The sequence below is a fragment of the Bacteroidales bacterium genome (assembly GCA_016707785.1).
In the GTDB taxonomy this organism is placed as follows: Bacteria; Bacteroidota; Bacteroidia; order Bacteroidales; family UBA4417; genus UBA4417.
Map to the genome: position 1 here is coordinate 19,727 of JADJGZ010000022.1, position 15,544 is coordinate 35,270.

A 15,544-nucleotide genomic window follows, 5' to 3' on the forward strand; every position below is an offset into this window, starting at 1 on the left:
ATGTTTGATGTCGGATGTTTGATGTCGGATGTTTAATGTCGGATGTTTGATGTCGGATTGCGGATGTATGATTGCGGATTTATAATTGCGGATGTCGGATGTTTGATGTTTTATTTATGATGTTTAATGTATGATTTTGGATTTTGGTCCGCCAACTGGCGGATGGCTCTTGGATTTTACATTTTACATTTTACATTTTGCATTTTTCATTTTGTATTTTGCATTTTTCATTTTGCATTTTTCATTTTGCATTTTTCATTTTGCACTAAGAACCTCCTGGTAAACCTCCCATATCTGCCGTCCGATAACTTCCTGGCTGAAATGATCCAGTGCATATTGCCTGATTTGTTGTTTATCAAATTCAGCAGGATGATCCAGCATAAATTCAACTTCCCGGAGCAATGCATCTTCATCTTCTGATGGGACCAACCTGCCAAGGCTCAAATGAATATGCTCAGCAATGCCTCCTACATTCGTTGAAAGAAAAGGGACACCACAAGCAAAACTTTCAGGTATTACTACCGGCAAATTCTCATATCGGCTGAACATCAACTGAAAATCAGCTTGTTGCATCAATTCCGATAATTCTTCATTTTCCCTCAACCCGGTAAAATAGACAAACCGATCCTTAAGGTGCATCTCCTCAGCCAACCTAACCAATTTATTATAATGGATCCCTTCTCCAACCATTGTGCAATACCAGTCCTGCCGTTTTGCAGCGAGACGTTTGAGCACTCTCAGAATGCCTGAGATATTTTTCTGGTTATCATCAAAACAGGAGACATGCAGAATCATTTTTGACTGAAGTTCATTCTTTTGTTTTGCCGGTTTAAACATATTAATATCGACAACGTTGGGAATTACATGGTAATGCTTGTTTGTCAAACCATGCAGTTCCATAGCTCTCTGAAGGTTTTGGGTAACAGGCAGCACTGCAGATGCATTCCTGACAATCCTTTTTGTAAGCCATTTTCTGAGAAAGCCCTTGTAGTTATCCATGCCCGGAAGATAGCGGGTCCAGTGTTCGGTGATCACGTATGGAGTTCCTTTGCTAAACTTTTCAAATAATGCGATAATCCCACAACGGGTTAAAACATTCACATGGATGAGGTCAGGGTGCCAGTTATTCTTTTTAAGTTTCTGAAATCCAATTTGATGGGCTCTGAAAAACCTGATAAGATTGATTATTGAGTCAAGAAAAGCAATATTGGTATGACTGGCCCGATAATACACACTAACTTCATGAATATCAAATTCCTCAGAAACTACTGTTTCATAAGTTGGTGTATCCCTTTCAAAATTCAGGTGTACATAAAGCACTGCGATATCAGCATAATCCTTCACTGACATGGCATGCCTGCGAATAAACAGTCCGGGCATAGGATCCCTGCGGTTTGGGTACCACCTTGGCAAATAAAGTATCCTTGGTTTTCCTGTCTTCATGATTGTAATCCTTGCCAAATGTAAAAAATCAATGGATATAAGTGCAATCAATGAGTTAATCCGATCATATTTGACTCTTCAAAGGGAGAAATACATAAATGGTTTACGAAACTATGGCAGTAGTAAATATTGGCACGTCAATTGATTATAAATGGCAACTTAACATAAAGGTAGTAATCTCCGCACTAAATTTGGCAATAATGTGAAATGCTCCATTTAGTTGTTAAAGATTCATATTTACTTACGCCTTAATGTATCTAATAGTATTTTTGTAGCGTTTTAATCAGTCAATTATTGTACATACCACATGAAAACAGACTTTAAACGAATTCTAATCCTTGCATTTTTTTCAATTTCTCTTTCTTTTTTCTCCAAAAGCAGATGCCCAGGTTACAACTGATACCGTTGTTTACTGGAAAACAATGGAAGAAGTGATCTCATTAAGAAGTAAGGATCCTAAACCTGTAATGGTATTTTTTAATATGCCAGGCAAGGATACCTGTACAATGATGCTTGAGAATATTTTTACAAAAAGAGAGATCTGTACTTATCTGAAGCCTCGTTTTTATCCGGTTATTGTTAATGTTACGGACAGCGCAATCCAATGGTTAAATGGGAAAACTTATTTTATAAAAAAGGGTGAGCAGATCAACAGTATTGTAACTGAAGTTCTGGGCAAAGAGCCTGTATATCCTTCCTTTTTATTCTTCAGCAAGGAGAATTCCGGAATTGTGATGAAAGGATATAAAAGCCGGTATGAAATGAGGTCAATCCTGGTGTATTTTGCGGAAGAAATTAACAAGACCACCCCATTTCATCTGTGGTTTCAATCCTACCAGGTCGCTTATCCTATGATCAATATGGCTAAGATGTTGGAAAACCCAATCAAATGGCATACCCTCAGCGAGGCTCTGGAACTTCAGAAAAAAGAGCCTAAACTTTTATTCATCAATTGGTATGCCCGTTTAAATGTTGGTTCACAGGTGATGCTTTTCAATGCTTTTGAAAATCCAACAGTTGCTGAATACCTGAACAAGAATTTCTATTGTGTACGTCTTGATGCACAAACAAAAGATACCCTGGTGTGGGATAAACCCTATTTTAACCTGATGAAACCTGAGAAATTTCATGAACTTGCAACATTACAACTCGGTGATTCTTACAAGTTCCCATCGCTCCTCTTTTTTAGCCCGGATAAGAAAGAAATCTACAAACAACAGTCCTACCTGGGACCATTGAACTTCTATGCTTTAATCAATTTTGTAGGTTCAGGCGCCTATAAAACGAAAAAACTGGCCGAATACATCAAAACCTTTAAGGCCGATATCTAAAGAATTACAAAAGCCTCAGCGCTTCATTCAAATTTTCTTTCTTCGGGAAATGGTTCATTTATCGGTATCAAACCTTTGATATTCTATAGCTGACCGGATAGTAAATCTTCAATGAACCTGATGGCATTTTGCTTTCGCATCTCACCCAGGTCGCTTACAATTTTGTAGTTTGCATGGATCTCTTTCAGCACAGTTTCATACCTTTTGAATAATTCATCCCGCATCTCCGGATGTTCCCTCAGGGGATCATATTCCCATGGCAGATCAGTATTGCATAGTAAATAGAGATCGTACCTGTGATTGTACACCTGTTCTAAAATCCAGGGATGAACGGATTGAAATTTCACCTCACTCCAGATTCGGGTTACAATAAAATCCGTATCGCAAAACAAGATTCCCGATGCATCCAACAATCCTTTTTCCTCTTTTCGGAGTTGTCCTTCAGCAATCTTGAGAATATCATCAAAGCCATATTTTCCCTTTGATTGCTCCAGGTATTCACGGGCATATTCCGGCACCCAAACTGTCCCATAATGTTCAGCTAACTGCTCAGCCAGCCATGACTTGCCTGTTGATTCAGGCTCTGTTATCGCGATCCGTAACATCAGGCCATTGATTTTTTGAAACGTTTTCTCCATTCAATATATCCCATAATGGCCAGAACCAGGAAAACTATATATTGGAATCCTGTGAATGCCAGGCCTTTGTATGCGAACAGCGGAATCACCAAAGCATCCCCGATTATCCAGAAAATCCAGTTCTCTACTTTTTTGATAGCCATCAACCACATTGCTATAATAAACAAGGCTGTGGTAAATGAATCAAAATCCGGAACAGTACTATCTGTAAAACGTACTAGGACGAATCTTACAATTATATAGAAGACCAAAACTGCTACTATGGCATATATCCATTGAATTCTGTTAAGGACCGAGATCGGGAGTTGATGACTTTCGCTATCCTTATGTGTCCATCGATACCATCCATATACACTCATGAGAAAATAAAATGCATTGATACCCATATCAGCATACAAACCGGCATGAAAACACAGGTATACATAAATCAATACATTGATAATTCCGGTGGGATAAACCCAGATATTTTCCTTACGGGCATACCAAACACTTAACAAACCAAAAATCACTGCGATGAATTCAGTGAGGGAAGTGTTCAACAGATTTTGATAAACCTCGGAAAAGAGGGTAGCTAACTCCATGATATAGGGCAAGAATTGGCAAAGGTAGAAAAGTTCATTGATCCCCAGGACTAAGTATCAATAGCCAATTCATACGGTTCAAATAAAAGACATTTGCCTGAAGCGGTATTTTAGTAATTTTGACCTAAATCTCTGTTTCATGCTGAAGCCTTATGCATTCATAGCACTAACACTATTCTTGATTGCCGGATTAAGCAGTTGCCTGACCTGTGAAAAGAAAGAGTACACATTTCAAATGACCGGTGAAAACTCGGGACGATTAACCATTCGGTATATCAATATTTTCTCCAACTCTCTTGATTCTGCAGGTGAGCTAAAAGTGGATTATGATGAGCTGATGGATATGTGGTTGAATGGAGAAAAAATAGAAAGGGATTTTCCTAAAGCCACAAAATTCAAAAAACGGTTATTTGAACAGGATGGGCAACTTTGTGGAGAAGTTGTCATGGAATTCACTGATTTATCGGCAGTAAGACTATATCAGCATCATAAACAAGGGCCATTTATGTTTAGTATGGGTGCTGTTAACGATGATGGGGAAAACTTCCAGCAATGCAACGGGGAATTCGGGGGTGAACATATGCCTGTGATTTTCTGGCCGGCAGATACCAAAACCATGCGCTTTACAACCATTATTGCACGACCTGATTCGAGCACAGTAAGCATGCTTGACGCATGGAAACAAAGCTCCAGGGGTAAGTAATCCTGCAATCCATTTATACCGAATCGTGTAGATTTGCGATCCGCCAACCGGCGGAGCAATTCCTTCTCCCGGTATAACTCATTCTAAGCAGTTTCCGTCAGCCGACGGATCGCAAACCTGCCAGGCATGAGTATACCTAATTTCTGAACCAGTCAATGGCTTTATTAAATTCATTGGATTCGGAGTATTCCTTCGCCTGGTGCATAAAGGCCTGTAACCTGGTTTCAATGCTGCTATCTTCCTGTCCGTCGTAAGCATAATTTAACCATGGGATATTATGATGATCTTTCCTGAAATCATTGGAAACAGCACATATAATAGTCCCCGGCATACAGGTGAATGGAAGTATATTCGCGACTCCGGAAATTTTCATTTCAACCAATCCTGCTGCTGATCCCAGGGCAATGGGCGGATCACCGTCATAATCCTTATGAATGTAAGGACTGCAAAGTTCAAGGATACGATCTATTTCCAGGTCTTCCCGAAGGTTGAGATAACCTTTCACCTTATTAGTGAGTTGCTTTGCCGTGAAATGCTGGTAAACCTGCTGAAATTTTGATTTGAACAACCCTTTAATGTTTCCTTTCCACATGCTGTCGCGCCAATACCTGTAAGATGAATAATGAAGCCATTCACCAAATGGTGAGATAATGGTTTCGGCACCTAAGGCTTCGAGTCTCTCAATGAGGTGTCCGCTGCAAAATGGATTATCACGCATGAAAATTTCTCCGACTACAGCTATCACAGGTTTTCGGACAGTATAATCAGCTTTTATAGCGCTGAATTTTCTGCCTGCATTCTCCAAAATTACACCCAAATCTTTAGCCCCATTTTCTACCGAATGAATGAGATCATTCAGGCATGCCTGGTAAACGAGATTTGTATCCCCTTTTATGATCTCATAGGGCCTTCTTTCCTGGAGAAGCCTTCTGAGTATATCCAATCCCACGATTCCACTCCAGGCATTCATCCGAAAAGTTCTTGATTTATCACCTGCAAGGTCAGCATAGGCGTCTTCATTGCTGGGGGTCATAATGTGGGCATCATTATACCCCAGTTTATCGAAAATGATACGGTGCAGTTTATTATAATCCCCAAATCGGCAAGGCCCATTATGGTCAGGCATGAAGAAGCTAACCTTTTTGGGATCAACATTGGGTTCCATGAGCTTTTTCAGGAAACTGCCTGTTGTACAGATGGCAGGAAAACACTCCTGTCCATTGGTATATTTTCTTGCAATTTCCAGATCCTCAGCATCCTGCATGGGAAGAACTTCGGCATCAATTCCACAACTTCGGGCTGCTGCAGCTATCACATGAACAGTATCACCGGCATAAGGCAAGTAAAGTTTTCGTCCGTCAAGACTCCTTGAATGTAGAATCTGTGAAGTAACAGCCTGACTGCTTGCTGCTTTTACTTTCTGATAACCGGCAAGACTATCCAGGAAGGCTTCACAGCGGGTTATTAACCCTGCATCTGCGCTATGCTCATCCACTTCAAGATGGAGATATGGCTTACCTTTCATTTCATTTCGCACAAAATGAGTGAGAAAAGAATCCGGACCACACCTGAAGTTGCCCAAATAAACAGCAAACAGTTGATCATTTTTCCGGATGATCCTGCTTGCAGACATGATCTTCTGACCATTGGGCCAATACATCATCCGATAATCACTAAAAATATTCTCATCCAATAATGGCAAAAAATCTACAGGTACAGGAAGCGTGTTAAGATTGATCAGTTTCTCCACAAGCCTCAGGTTGAGCAGAGGATCAGTAGTATTGTAAGGACGTCCGAGCAACACCAGGACTTTCTTATCTTCAGGCAGGTTGGCAAGTACTTCCTTCCCGCGCCTGATAACCCATTCGTCAAAGTTGATTTGCTTAGCATCAGCAGTTTCTATACTTCTGAGCGTTTTTGATAAAGGGATGCCAAATTTCTCTTTCATAAATCCAGGCAATTCTTTCTTCAAGGCGCGTTCAAAATAGCGAAAATGAAGGGTCGGAGTCAGGAATTTATCCCTGGAATCAGAATCTGTAAAAGCACTTCTGACCATGAAGGGATAGGATTGTATCCAGGGACAATTGCAGTTATTCGTAGGGTTTTCCTTTGAACCTTTTGCATTCACTATGAAAGGAAGAAAAATAAAATCTACCTTTTTCTCCAGGAGGTTATTTACATGTCCATGCACGAGTTCTACCGGGAGGCATGTTTCCGAAACCATCAGGTCAATGGAGCGTGTGACGATTTGCTGGTCAGAGGGATCAGAAATCACCACTCTGAATCCAAGCTCCTCAAAGAAACTTCTCCAGAAAGGGAACTGTTGATAAAACACCATCAATGCCCGCGGAATTCCGACCGATATTTTTCCATTTTCCGGTTCCTCCCTGAAATCATTCATAAGCATTGATAGCCGTTCCTCGAAAAGATTTGGAATATCCCGGCCTTTTCCCTTTCGTTCTTCAATTTCATATTTTTCACAGCGTCCTCCATAGAAAAGTATCCTGCTCTCCCCTTCTACCTTTACCTTTTGAATCTCACAATGGTTGGTGCATGCATTGCATGAAAAACTTGAAATAGAAAAAGGCATCTCACTGATATGAAACCCTTTGAACTTTGTCTTCTGACCAGGCACCATTGAATTCCGTGCAAGGATTGCGGCTCCGATTGCCCCGGTGACATCAAAATGAGGCGGTATAATAATTGGTTTCCCGGTCACCTTTTCGAATGCCGCAACCACAGCTTTATTATTGGTAACACCACCCTGGAAGAAAATCTTTTTTCCAATGGGCTTATCACCTACCACCTTCTGAATATAATTCTGAACAATGGAATAAGCCAGTCCACCAACCAGGTCAGAAAGTCCTGCTCCTTTTTGCTGGTGGGAATTCAGATCCGACTCCATGAAAACCGTGCATCGATCTCCTAATCTGACCGGTTTTTCAGACTCCAATGCCATTCCGGCAAACTGGTCAATAATACTGATGTCCAGTTTTTCAGATTGCTCTTCCAGGAAAGAGCCGGTACCGGCTGCACATACTTTATTCATCTCAAAATCAACGACAACACCATGCTCAATACTGATATATTTCGAATCCTGCCCTCCAATTTCAAAAATGGTATCTACTTCAGGATCATAGGCAATGGCTGCAGTAGCCTGGGCAGTGATTTCATTCTGAATAGTGTCGGCACCAATAAAGTCACCTGTAAGATAGCGTCCTGACCCTGTGGTTCCTACCCCTATAATATCAACTTTGTCCCCAATTTCCAGGTAAATTTCCTTCAACCCTCTTTGAATGGCATTCAGGGGTTTTGAAGCCGTTGGGAGATACCTCCTTGCAAGTACATTATTTTCTGCATCAATCAACACTACATTTGTGCTAAGTGAACCTACATCCACTCCCAGGTAAACTTCTGTTTTTTTAACCCCCGGCGGGATTTGCTTAACATCCTTATTATACAAGGCTTTTGACATTTTCAAAGGAGTCAGCCTGGCAGAATTGCTCCTGTCAGAATCCAGGTAATCCTTCATTTCTTTTATCCCTCTGAAAGCCTCAATACTGCCGTTCAAATGCCTGATACTATGAAAAATAGCGCCTAAAGCACCCATGGACGCATGGTAGGTTGGAATGATCAGTTCTTCTTCATTGAGTTCAAAGATCTCTCTGAAAGCACGGACCATCCCCGCATTGGCTGCTACTCCACCTTGGAAAACGAAAGGTTTTTCAAATTTCTTTCCCCTGCCGAGTGTGCTCTTGAAATTCCTTGCAACCGCAAAACACAGCCCTGCCACAATATCATGAAGCGGAGTGGCAATTTGCTGAAGGTGAATCATATCACTCTTGGCAAAAACGCTGCAACGACCAGCAATCCGGGGTGGATTAACCGATTGTAATGCCAGTTTCCCGAATTCAATTTCTATGGGCACTTCAATACGGTTTGCCTGTTGATCCAGAAAAGAACCAGTGCCTGCTGCACAAAGGCTATTCATGGCAAAATCTGACAACCTGGAATAAGAAGCAGATGTACCATTCTCCATGAAAATCAACTTTGAGTCCTCACCCCCCATTTCAATAATGGTGCGGATTTGAGGGTACAAAACTCCAACAGAAGTGGATTGAGCGATGATTTCATTAACAAAACTGCCACCCATTAACTCTGCTGCCTGCTTGCCTCCTGATCCAGTGAAAGCTACTGAACGTATGGAATCAAATCCAAAAGAAAGTATTATATCCTCAAAAACCCTTACCAGCACATCGAAGGGCTTACCATAACAGTAATCATACCTATCCTCAATTACTGAATCAGAATCGTCAATTACCACAGTATTGACTGAAATAGAGCCAATATCAATACCAACATGGACATTCTGATTAGCTTTCCGCTCCTTTTGACCTTTTTGAAGTATCATATTCATTGAGATTACATGAAAATATAGAGATTGTCAAAAAATACTTTTTACCTAAGAATTCAGGAGTCAGAAGCCTCGCTTGCGAAGAATAATGAAATTCAGGAAGTGAATCCCCTGAGAATACAAGCAGACAAAAAATGGAACGAGATACTTAAACTATCAATAAAGATAAGTATGATGTAAAGAAAATCAATAATAATGTGTAGAAATGAGATCATTTTTTTAGACTCATCATTCCTATTCACGGCATTTTAGCCTTTTATAATAGTATCAAATACTGAAAATGATTGAGTTATATCCTCATTTTGATCAAGCGGGTTTCACCCGCTTAAGGATGGCTAACGATTAGAGAAGCTTGAAAACTTCATTGAACCTGATGCCTGCTAAAAAAACTCCAGATTTCTTCATAAGCATTGATATCCCTGTTTGCACCAGGTTCTATTCCCGGGATCGAATGTCCCCCGCCATTGATCTTGTATAACCGGACTTCTGATTGACCTGAAAACCCGGGATAAACATAAAGTGTTACAGTGGATTCATCCTGGCTGTTAATGTCAGGTAGTTGCGTAATCTCAGGAATCGGACCACACTGATTATTGGCTACCCAGAAATCAATGATATCCTGTGTAGAAGGAGAACCATTATAAGGTACAACAGGGTCATCTGTGCCATGCATATAACAAAGAGGGATGGATCTTCCGGGAGTATAATCTGAGAATACATTATTGCTGATCAAACCTGCAATAGGCGCAATTGCTGCCCACTTCGTCATTGAATGCACTGCCGCGAAGAAGGTCATAAATCCTCCATTTGACATTCCTGTTAGATAAAGCCTGCTGCTGTCCACCGAATATTCATGCTTCATTATTTCAACCAAATAACCAAGATAAGCTGCATCATCCCAAGGGAAAATAAAATGGGCATTCCATTGAAAAAGCGTTTCCCCATTGTAAGAACCTTGCAGAGCCTGGGGCATCAGGTGGATAAATCCTTCCCTCGATGCCATGGTATTGAAATGATTTCCCTGCATCAGGTTCCAGGCTTTCCCATTTGCACCGTGCAGATCCACTATTAATGGAAACCCCTGAACTGAAGGCTCTTTAGGTTTAAACCAAACTGCTTCCCTTTTTAGGCCCTGAAACTCCAGGAGCTTGTACACTAATTCGCAATCCTCATTTTCGGTGGTATAGAAAGAAAACTTGCAGTTACTTGATTTTCCTGAAAAATCGGATGCGATCAATTCTGCATGATACACCTGTGATGGGGTTAGTCCTGCTACCATGCAGGAGGTTTCGCCGACAAGAGAATCACGTAAAACATTATTAATGAAAACCTTATAAATCACAGATTCATGTTCCGGATCTTTGGATTGTGACCACTCGATTTCAATCTCATTGGCTGTAGCCGTAAGACTTGTAATCTCAAACTTGTCGGGAGGCATATTCACCTGGGTAATGAAATGAAAATCGCCAGTCCCAACCAGTGTATTATTAAAAAAAGCTTCTATATGGCCGGAATATTCTGAATTTTCGATTAACCCATTGATAGTGAGGGTATTTACACCTAATTGTTCTACAACCAGACTGTCGTCCAGATATACTTTATAGGTAATATTCGAGCTTTCATAACCTTCGATATCGTCAAGTATAAAAGTTGCTTTATTATAATGATCTATCAATAAAAATTGTATAAGTGCCTTTCCTTGTGTATCGTCCTTTTTACATGAAATAAGAATCAGTAATAATGCAAATGAAAATAAACCGAAGTAATGAAGGCTTATAGTATTACGCATTAGAGTAAGGATTTTTTTATCGGAGAACATGACTTGATTAAAGGTCAATAAGTAAGGCCTTATCAGGAGAATCTAAAACAGTTTCACTCTATTATTATTTAAAAGTGAATATCAGCAGACCATAAAAGCGATTGGTCCTGGTGCCAATATTACTCGAATTTGAAAAACCATTTCCACCTTCATACCTAAGTCCAACACTGAAGAATGAGTACTTCAATGACATTCCAAAAAGCAAACCTTGCTCGAAACGCCGGATCTCATTAATGGCAGGAATTGATTCTGTTCGTTCAGTAGTATAAATCTTGGTTTCTTTTGTCTGTAAGTTTGTAAGATTATAAGCTCTACCATACGAATATCCAAGATCCCATGTTGCCTTATACTTCCCAAAAAACTCGGAATAGTTGAGTATGCTGTTGATTTTGAGGTAAGAAGCAGAAATATTCGTCTCAGTAATTGTATATACCTGAGCACTTTCATATTCATTATGTATGCCATTAAATTTATAGGATGAATTGCCTAATTCGATTCCTGCCGACCATTTGTTAAAATTCCTGGGAAAAATAAAATCAAACCTAAATCCAACATATAAATTATAGGACGGTGAAAATTCTGTCTGTCTCAAAACTTTATACATATCACTTTTGAAATTCATCGTAGTCATTGACATTCCGGCAAGAATTGAATACTTGGTGCTTACCTTTTCCTGCGTGCTTTTATATTTTATTCCCGAAGGAACACATTTATAATAGGAATCAAAAAGTGTAAACAGATCTTTCTGGGTATAGGCCGTTTTTGAAATCATTGGCACTATCGAATTACAATCCTTCATATAATTCAATAATTGTCCTTTATACCTGGCGTTTTCAATAATCTGGCTCCCCTCCCCGGGACGCATTTCCTGGCCGGTATTCTTCAGATATCTTTTATAAATCAAAAGGTCATAGCCCGTATCAATTGGAATATAAAACTGTTCTTTTTTGTTTTTATCCAAAAGAAAAAAAAGGCTTTTTTCTCCTATAAATAAGGCTTTCAGAAAGGTAGTATCTTGCTTTAGGTCCAGATCCCCTCCAACTTTAAGATTCATGGTCGAGTTTGAACCCGTTTCACGAAAATGATAGCTGATCGATACAATTCATTTTGGACAAAAAACGCCTTTATATCCAACGGTTTAAAAATTTCAACCTGAGTTAAAAGATCGGCTTTAAAATTGATTTTCTCAGGATTTTGTCCCCATTGCTTATATTCGATGTAGCCCTTAATAGTATCTCCATCATTCTGAATTACATAAGCCGGTAAAAACTTATTTTGAGCAAAAACGATGACAGAAGAAAGTGTTAAGCAAATCAGTATAAATGAAAATTTGTTCATAATTGAAGTTTAAAAATTGATAATACAAATGCTTAACCCGTAATCTTTACTGCTAATTCTTTGATATTCAATCCATCAAAATTACCAGAACTCATCATCAACAGGTTCATTTTTTCCCAGTTGGATGTTAACAGGTTTTCCTTCAAAACGGCTGGAGAGGTGAAAACCTGGAGTTTTTCTTTCTTAAATGCTTTTTTTATCTCGGCTGCTTGAAGCATTGGCAGCTTTTTCAATTCAAGGGCATGTGGAGAAAAATAGACAATTGCCTCATCAGCAGCTTCCATAGATCCTGCATACTGCGAAAGGAAGTTTTTACTTAAGCTGCTATAAGTATGCAATTCGAAACAAGCTACTAACCAACGATCCGGAAACTGCTCCTTGGCAGCCTGGATGGTTGCTTTCAATTTCGAGGGTGCATGGGCAAAATCCCTGAAAACAGTGCAATGTTCGTTGCCAGCCACTACTTCCAATCGATTGGAAGCACCATGATAACTGGAGATGGCTTCATAGAATTGTTTGTCACTAATTTCCAACAGATTACAAACATGCCTGGCCCCCTCCATATTCATCAGGTTATGTCTTCCGAAAACCTTTAAAGGAACTTTCCCTTCAGCAGTATCAAGGATGGTTACTCCATCGTGTATCTGGTAGGATGGCACTGTATAAGGTTGCTTCAGGGCTTTTCCACCAAGGCTGGAGATAAGTTTGGTTACTTCAGGGTCATCCTGGGTATAGATAATACATCCATTGTCAGGCACCATTTCTGCAAAAATCCTGAATTGTTCCACATACTTTTCAAAAGTGGGGAAAACATTCATATGGTCCCATGCAATTCCACTGATGAGGGCAATATCAGGCTTATAAAGATGAAATTTTGGCCTGGGATCCAAAGCACTTGTCAGGTATTCATCGCCTTCAAATACCATGAATGGTGCTTTTTCGGACAATTTTACCATCACTTCGAAGCCTTCAAGCTTTGCACCAACCATGAAATCACAGTCCATACCCACATGCTTCATCACGTGAAGGATCATTGCCGTAATAGTGGTTTTCCCATGGCTTCCCCAATCACTATCCGTAATTTATCCTTACTTTGTTCATATAGAAATTCGGGATAGGAGTAAATTTTCAGTCCCATCCTTTTAGCCCTGACCAATTCATGGTTATCGGAACGGGCATGCATACCCAGGATAACAGCATCGAGGTCATGGGTAATTTTTTCGGGAAACCAGCCCAATTTCTCTGGCAATAAGCCTTGGGCAGCCAGTCGTGTCCTGGCAGGATCAAAAATCTCATCGTCTGATCCTGTGATCTTATAACCTTTAAAATGCAGGGCTAATGCAAGATTATGCATGGCTGAACCGCCAATAGCAATAAAATGAATTTTCATCAAAGGGATATTTCATGCAAATATAGGTAAGCCCAAAGGATAATTATTCAATTTGCCTGTTTCATCTTTTGTTTTTGGATAATAGTTTCCTGCTTCATCCTTGAATCGGAAATCAGAAAATGAGTATTATTACAACCTGATTGACAATACTAAGAATTTGTAACTCAATAGCCATGTCTCAAACCCAGTATAAAGCATTTCGGGTAACAGAAACCCCAAATGGCCTGTTCAGCAGGCAAATTGAACAGTTAAATACCAGTGAACTCCCTGAACGTGGAGTCTTAATCAGGGTCAGGTATTCATCACTAAACTATAAAGATGCCTTATCTTCACATGGAAACAAGGGCGTTACAAGGCGTTATCCTCATACCCCGGGAATCGACGCTGCAGGCATTGTGATAAAAAGCAATTCCGGACTTTTCAGGGAAGGTGATGAGGTGATTGTTACAGGTTACGACCTGGGAATGAATACCTCCGGAGGTTTTGGAGAATATATCAATGTGCCGGCAGAATGGATTGTTCCAAAACCTGCAGGATTGTCACTTAAAGAAAGTATGATCTTTGGAACTGCAGGATTCACAGCTGCACTTTCGATTCATCACCTCCTGAGATCAGGACAGGAACCGCAGGCCGGACCAATATTGGTGACAGGTGCTACCGGCGGGGTTGGGAGTCTTGCTGTAGCTATGTTAACATTACTGGGATTTGATGTAATAGCAGCCACCGGCAAACCTGAACAGGAAAACCTACTTCGAAAACTTGGGGCAAAGACTGTTATCGACAGGAAAGAAACCGATGACCTGTCGGGAAAAGCACTACTTCGCCCAAGATGGTCAGGGGCAATCGATACCGTAGGAGGGAATATACTGGCAACTCTTTTAAAGTCGTGTGCTGAGCATGGAAATATTGCCTGTTGCGGAAATGTATCATCCCCTGAACTTCATACCACCGTGTTCCCCTTTATCCTGAATGGAGTAAACCTGTTAGGAGTGAACTCAGCCACTACACCAATGGCAAACCGAAAGATTTTATGGGAAAAACTGTCAAATGTCTGGAAACCTACACTACCAGCGGAATTGATTCATGAAACCAATCTCATGGACCTTGATCTGTACATAACAAAAATTCTGCAAGGCAAAATTGCTGGCAGGGTTGTCCTGAAGCATGATAATGAATAAATCTTCAGGTATCAGTGAGGAATATGATTAGGATCACCCGGCTTTTTGCAGCAACCAGGTAATGCTTCATAAGCCTCAACATCAGCTCTCACTTCATCAGCATCATAACCAACAGCTGCAATGGCTTTACGAATTGTTTCAGGTGATGTTTTGGAGGTCTTAAAGCTTACAGTAACAATTTTAGTCTCAAGGTCCAGGTTTGAACTGATAATTCCCTTTTCAAATGCCAGAGCTTTTTCAATTCGTTCTTTACATTGTTCACATTGTGCTGAGGTCTGGATGGCAATACTGGCTTTTTTGGTATCCTGAGCCTGAATTTGACAGGCTATTAAGATTGTCATTAATATAACGCTGACGAGTCTTGCTTTCATAGGGATTTTATTAAATTCACATGATCATTAATTACGCCTGATTAATCTTTTGGTAAACAATTAACTAGTTTCAGATACAAAGTAAGCATCAATTTGGATGCAGATTTCACTTTTAACAATTCCTTGACAAAAGAAAATAAATATCTTTCTCAATTCTAATGTGTCAATAATATAAACGTGACATGAATCATCTGAAATTCTTCCTGGAATTATAATGACAGCATGGCTTTAAACATAGATATATGTAACCTATATTAATTAGACACTTTCTAAATTACGAAAATATTCAATAACTTACATAATTTGATATTTCTAATTCAATACTTTTGGCACGCATT

The 15,544-nt window shown here is 39.9% G+C and carries 11 protein-coding genes and 1 pseudogene; 3 read left to right on the forward strand and 9 right to left on the reverse strand.

Translation table 11 applies throughout. The features are described from left to right. Positions 1-255 precede the first annotated feature (255 nt). Positions 256-1,443 carry a glycosyltransferase gene (locus tag IPH84_12995; GenBank protein MBK7174122.1) on the reverse strand — a complete coding sequence of 396 codons (1,188 nt, stop codon included), beginning with the start codon at positions 1,441-1,443 and terminating at the stop codon, positions 256-258. 338 nt (positions 1,444-1,781) lie between these two features. Between IPH84_12995 and IPH84_13000 the strand changes: the two genes are divergently transcribed. After that, the gene (locus IPH84_13000) at positions 1,782-2,774 is read left to right on the forward strand and encodes a DUF255 domain-containing protein (protein ID MBK7174123.1); all 993 of its coding nucleotides are present in this window, start codon (positions 1,782-1,784) and stop codon (positions 2,772-2,774) included. Positions 2,775-2,857: 83 nt separating this feature from the next. Here the strand turns inward: IPH84_13000 and IPH84_13005 are convergent, their stop codons facing one another. Both IPH84_13005 and IPH84_13010 read right to left on the reverse strand, forming a co-directional pair. Continuing rightward, the gene (locus tag IPH84_13005; GenBank protein ID MBK7174124.1) at positions 2,858-3,379 is read right to left on the reverse strand and encodes an ATP-binding protein; all 522 of its coding nucleotides are present in this window, start codon (positions 3,377-3,379) and stop codon (positions 2,858-2,860) included. After that, on the reverse strand, positions 3,379-3,993 hold the full coding sequence (locus IPH84_13010; protein MBK7174125.1) for a nicotinamide mononucleotide transporter: 615 nt from the start codon (positions 3,991-3,993) through the stop codon (positions 3,379-3,381). The genes IPH84_13005 and IPH84_13010 overlap by 1 nt, the downstream gene beginning before the upstream one ends. Before the next feature lie 139 nt (positions 3,994-4,132). On the opposite strand from IPH84_13010, the gene IPH84_13015 reads away from it, so the two are divergent. After that, complete coding sequence (locus IPH84_13015) at positions 4,133-4,696, forward strand: hypothetical protein (GenBank protein MBK7174126.1); 564 nt, start codon at positions 4,133-4,135, stop codon at positions 4,694-4,696. A 136-nt stretch (positions 4,697-4,832) separates the two neighbouring features. Here the strand turns inward: IPH84_13015 and IPH84_13020 are convergent, their stop codons facing one another. The 5 genes and pseudogenes from IPH84_13020 to IPH84_13040 form a co-directional block, all read right to left on the reverse strand. Beyond that, entirely contained in the window at positions 4,833-9,107 is a 4,275-nt protein-coding gene (locus IPH84_13020; GenBank protein ID MBK7174127.1) for a CoA activase, read from the reverse strand. A gap of 364 nt (positions 9,108-9,471) precedes the next feature. Next, positions 9,472-10,899 carry a hypothetical protein gene (locus IPH84_13025; protein ID MBK7174128.1) on the reverse strand — a complete coding sequence of 476 codons (1,428 nt, stop codon included), beginning with the start codon at positions 10,897-10,899 and terminating at the stop codon, positions 9,472-9,474. A 94-nt stretch (positions 10,900-10,993) separates the two neighbouring features. Beyond that, positions 10,994-11,983, reverse strand: a complete 990-nt coding sequence (locus tag IPH84_13030; protein ID MBK7174129.1) for a hypothetical protein — start codon at positions 11,981-11,983, stop codon at positions 10,994-10,996. Further along, entirely contained in the window at positions 11,980-12,267 is a 288-nt protein-coding gene (locus IPH84_13035) for a hypothetical protein (protein ID MBK7174130.1), read from the reverse strand. Before IPH84_13035 ends, IPH84_13030 begins: the two co-directional genes overlap by 4 nt. A gap of 32 nt (positions 12,268-12,299) precedes the next feature. Next, a pseudogene (locus IPH84_13040) lies at positions 12,300-13,657 on the reverse strand (peptidoglycan synthetase). Between the two features lie 173 nt (positions 13,658-13,830). Between IPH84_13040 and IPH84_13045 the strand changes: the two are divergent. Beyond that, complete coding sequence (locus IPH84_13045) at positions 13,831-14,835, forward strand: YhdH/YhfP family quinone oxidoreductase (protein MBK7174131.1); 1,005 nt, start codon at positions 13,831-13,833, stop codon at positions 14,833-14,835. An 11-nt stretch (positions 14,836-14,846) separates the two neighbouring features. Here the strand turns inward: IPH84_13045 and IPH84_13050 are convergent, their stop codons facing one another. Next, a complete protein-coding gene (locus tag IPH84_13050; protein MBK7174132.1) occupies positions 14,847-15,206 on the reverse strand; it encodes a cation transporter in 360 nt (119 codons plus the stop codon). Positions 15,207-15,544: the final 338 nt, after the last annotated feature.

What these genes read in the sequence shown, in the direction of transcription:
- IPH84_13045 (MBK7174131.1), top strand. Translation starts at nt 13,831, where the DNA reads ATGTCTCAAACCCAGTATAAAGCATTTCGGGTAACAGAAACCCCAAAT.
- IPH84_13005 (MBK7174124.1), bottom strand. Translation starts at nt 3,379, where the DNA reads ATGTTACGGATCGCGATAACAGAGCCTGAATCAACAGGCAAGTCATGG.
- IPH84_12995 (MBK7174122.1), bottom strand. Translation starts at nt 1,443, where the DNA reads ATGAAGACAGGAAAACCAAGGATACTTTATTTGCCAAGGTGGTACCCA.
- IPH84_13020 (MBK7174127.1), bottom strand. Translation starts at nt 9,107, where the DNA reads ATGATACTTCAAAAAGGTCAAAAGGAGCGGAAAGCTAATCAGAATGTC.
- IPH84_13015 (MBK7174126.1), top strand. Translation starts at nt 4,133, where the DNA reads ATGCTGAAGCCTTATGCATTCATAGCACTAACACTATTCTTGATTGCC.
- IPH84_13010 (MBK7174125.1), bottom strand. Translation starts at nt 3,993, where the DNA reads ATGGAGTTAGCTACCCTCTTTTCCGAGGTTTATCAAAATCTGTTGAAC.
- IPH84_13025 (MBK7174128.1), bottom strand. Translation starts at nt 10,899, where the DNA reads ATGCGTAATACTATAAGCCTTCATTACTTCGGTTTATTTTCATTTGCA.
- IPH84_13035 (MBK7174130.1), bottom strand. Translation starts at nt 12,267, where the DNA reads ATGAACAAATTTTCATTTATACTGATTTGCTTAACACTTTCTTCTGTC.
- IPH84_13050 (MBK7174132.1), bottom strand. Translation starts at nt 15,206, where the DNA reads ATGAAAGCAAGACTCGTCAGCGTTATATTAATGACAATCTTAATAGCC.
- IPH84_13030 (MBK7174129.1), bottom strand. Translation starts at nt 11,983, where the DNA reads ATGAATCTTAAAGTTGGAGGGGATCTGGACCTAAAGCAAGATACTACC.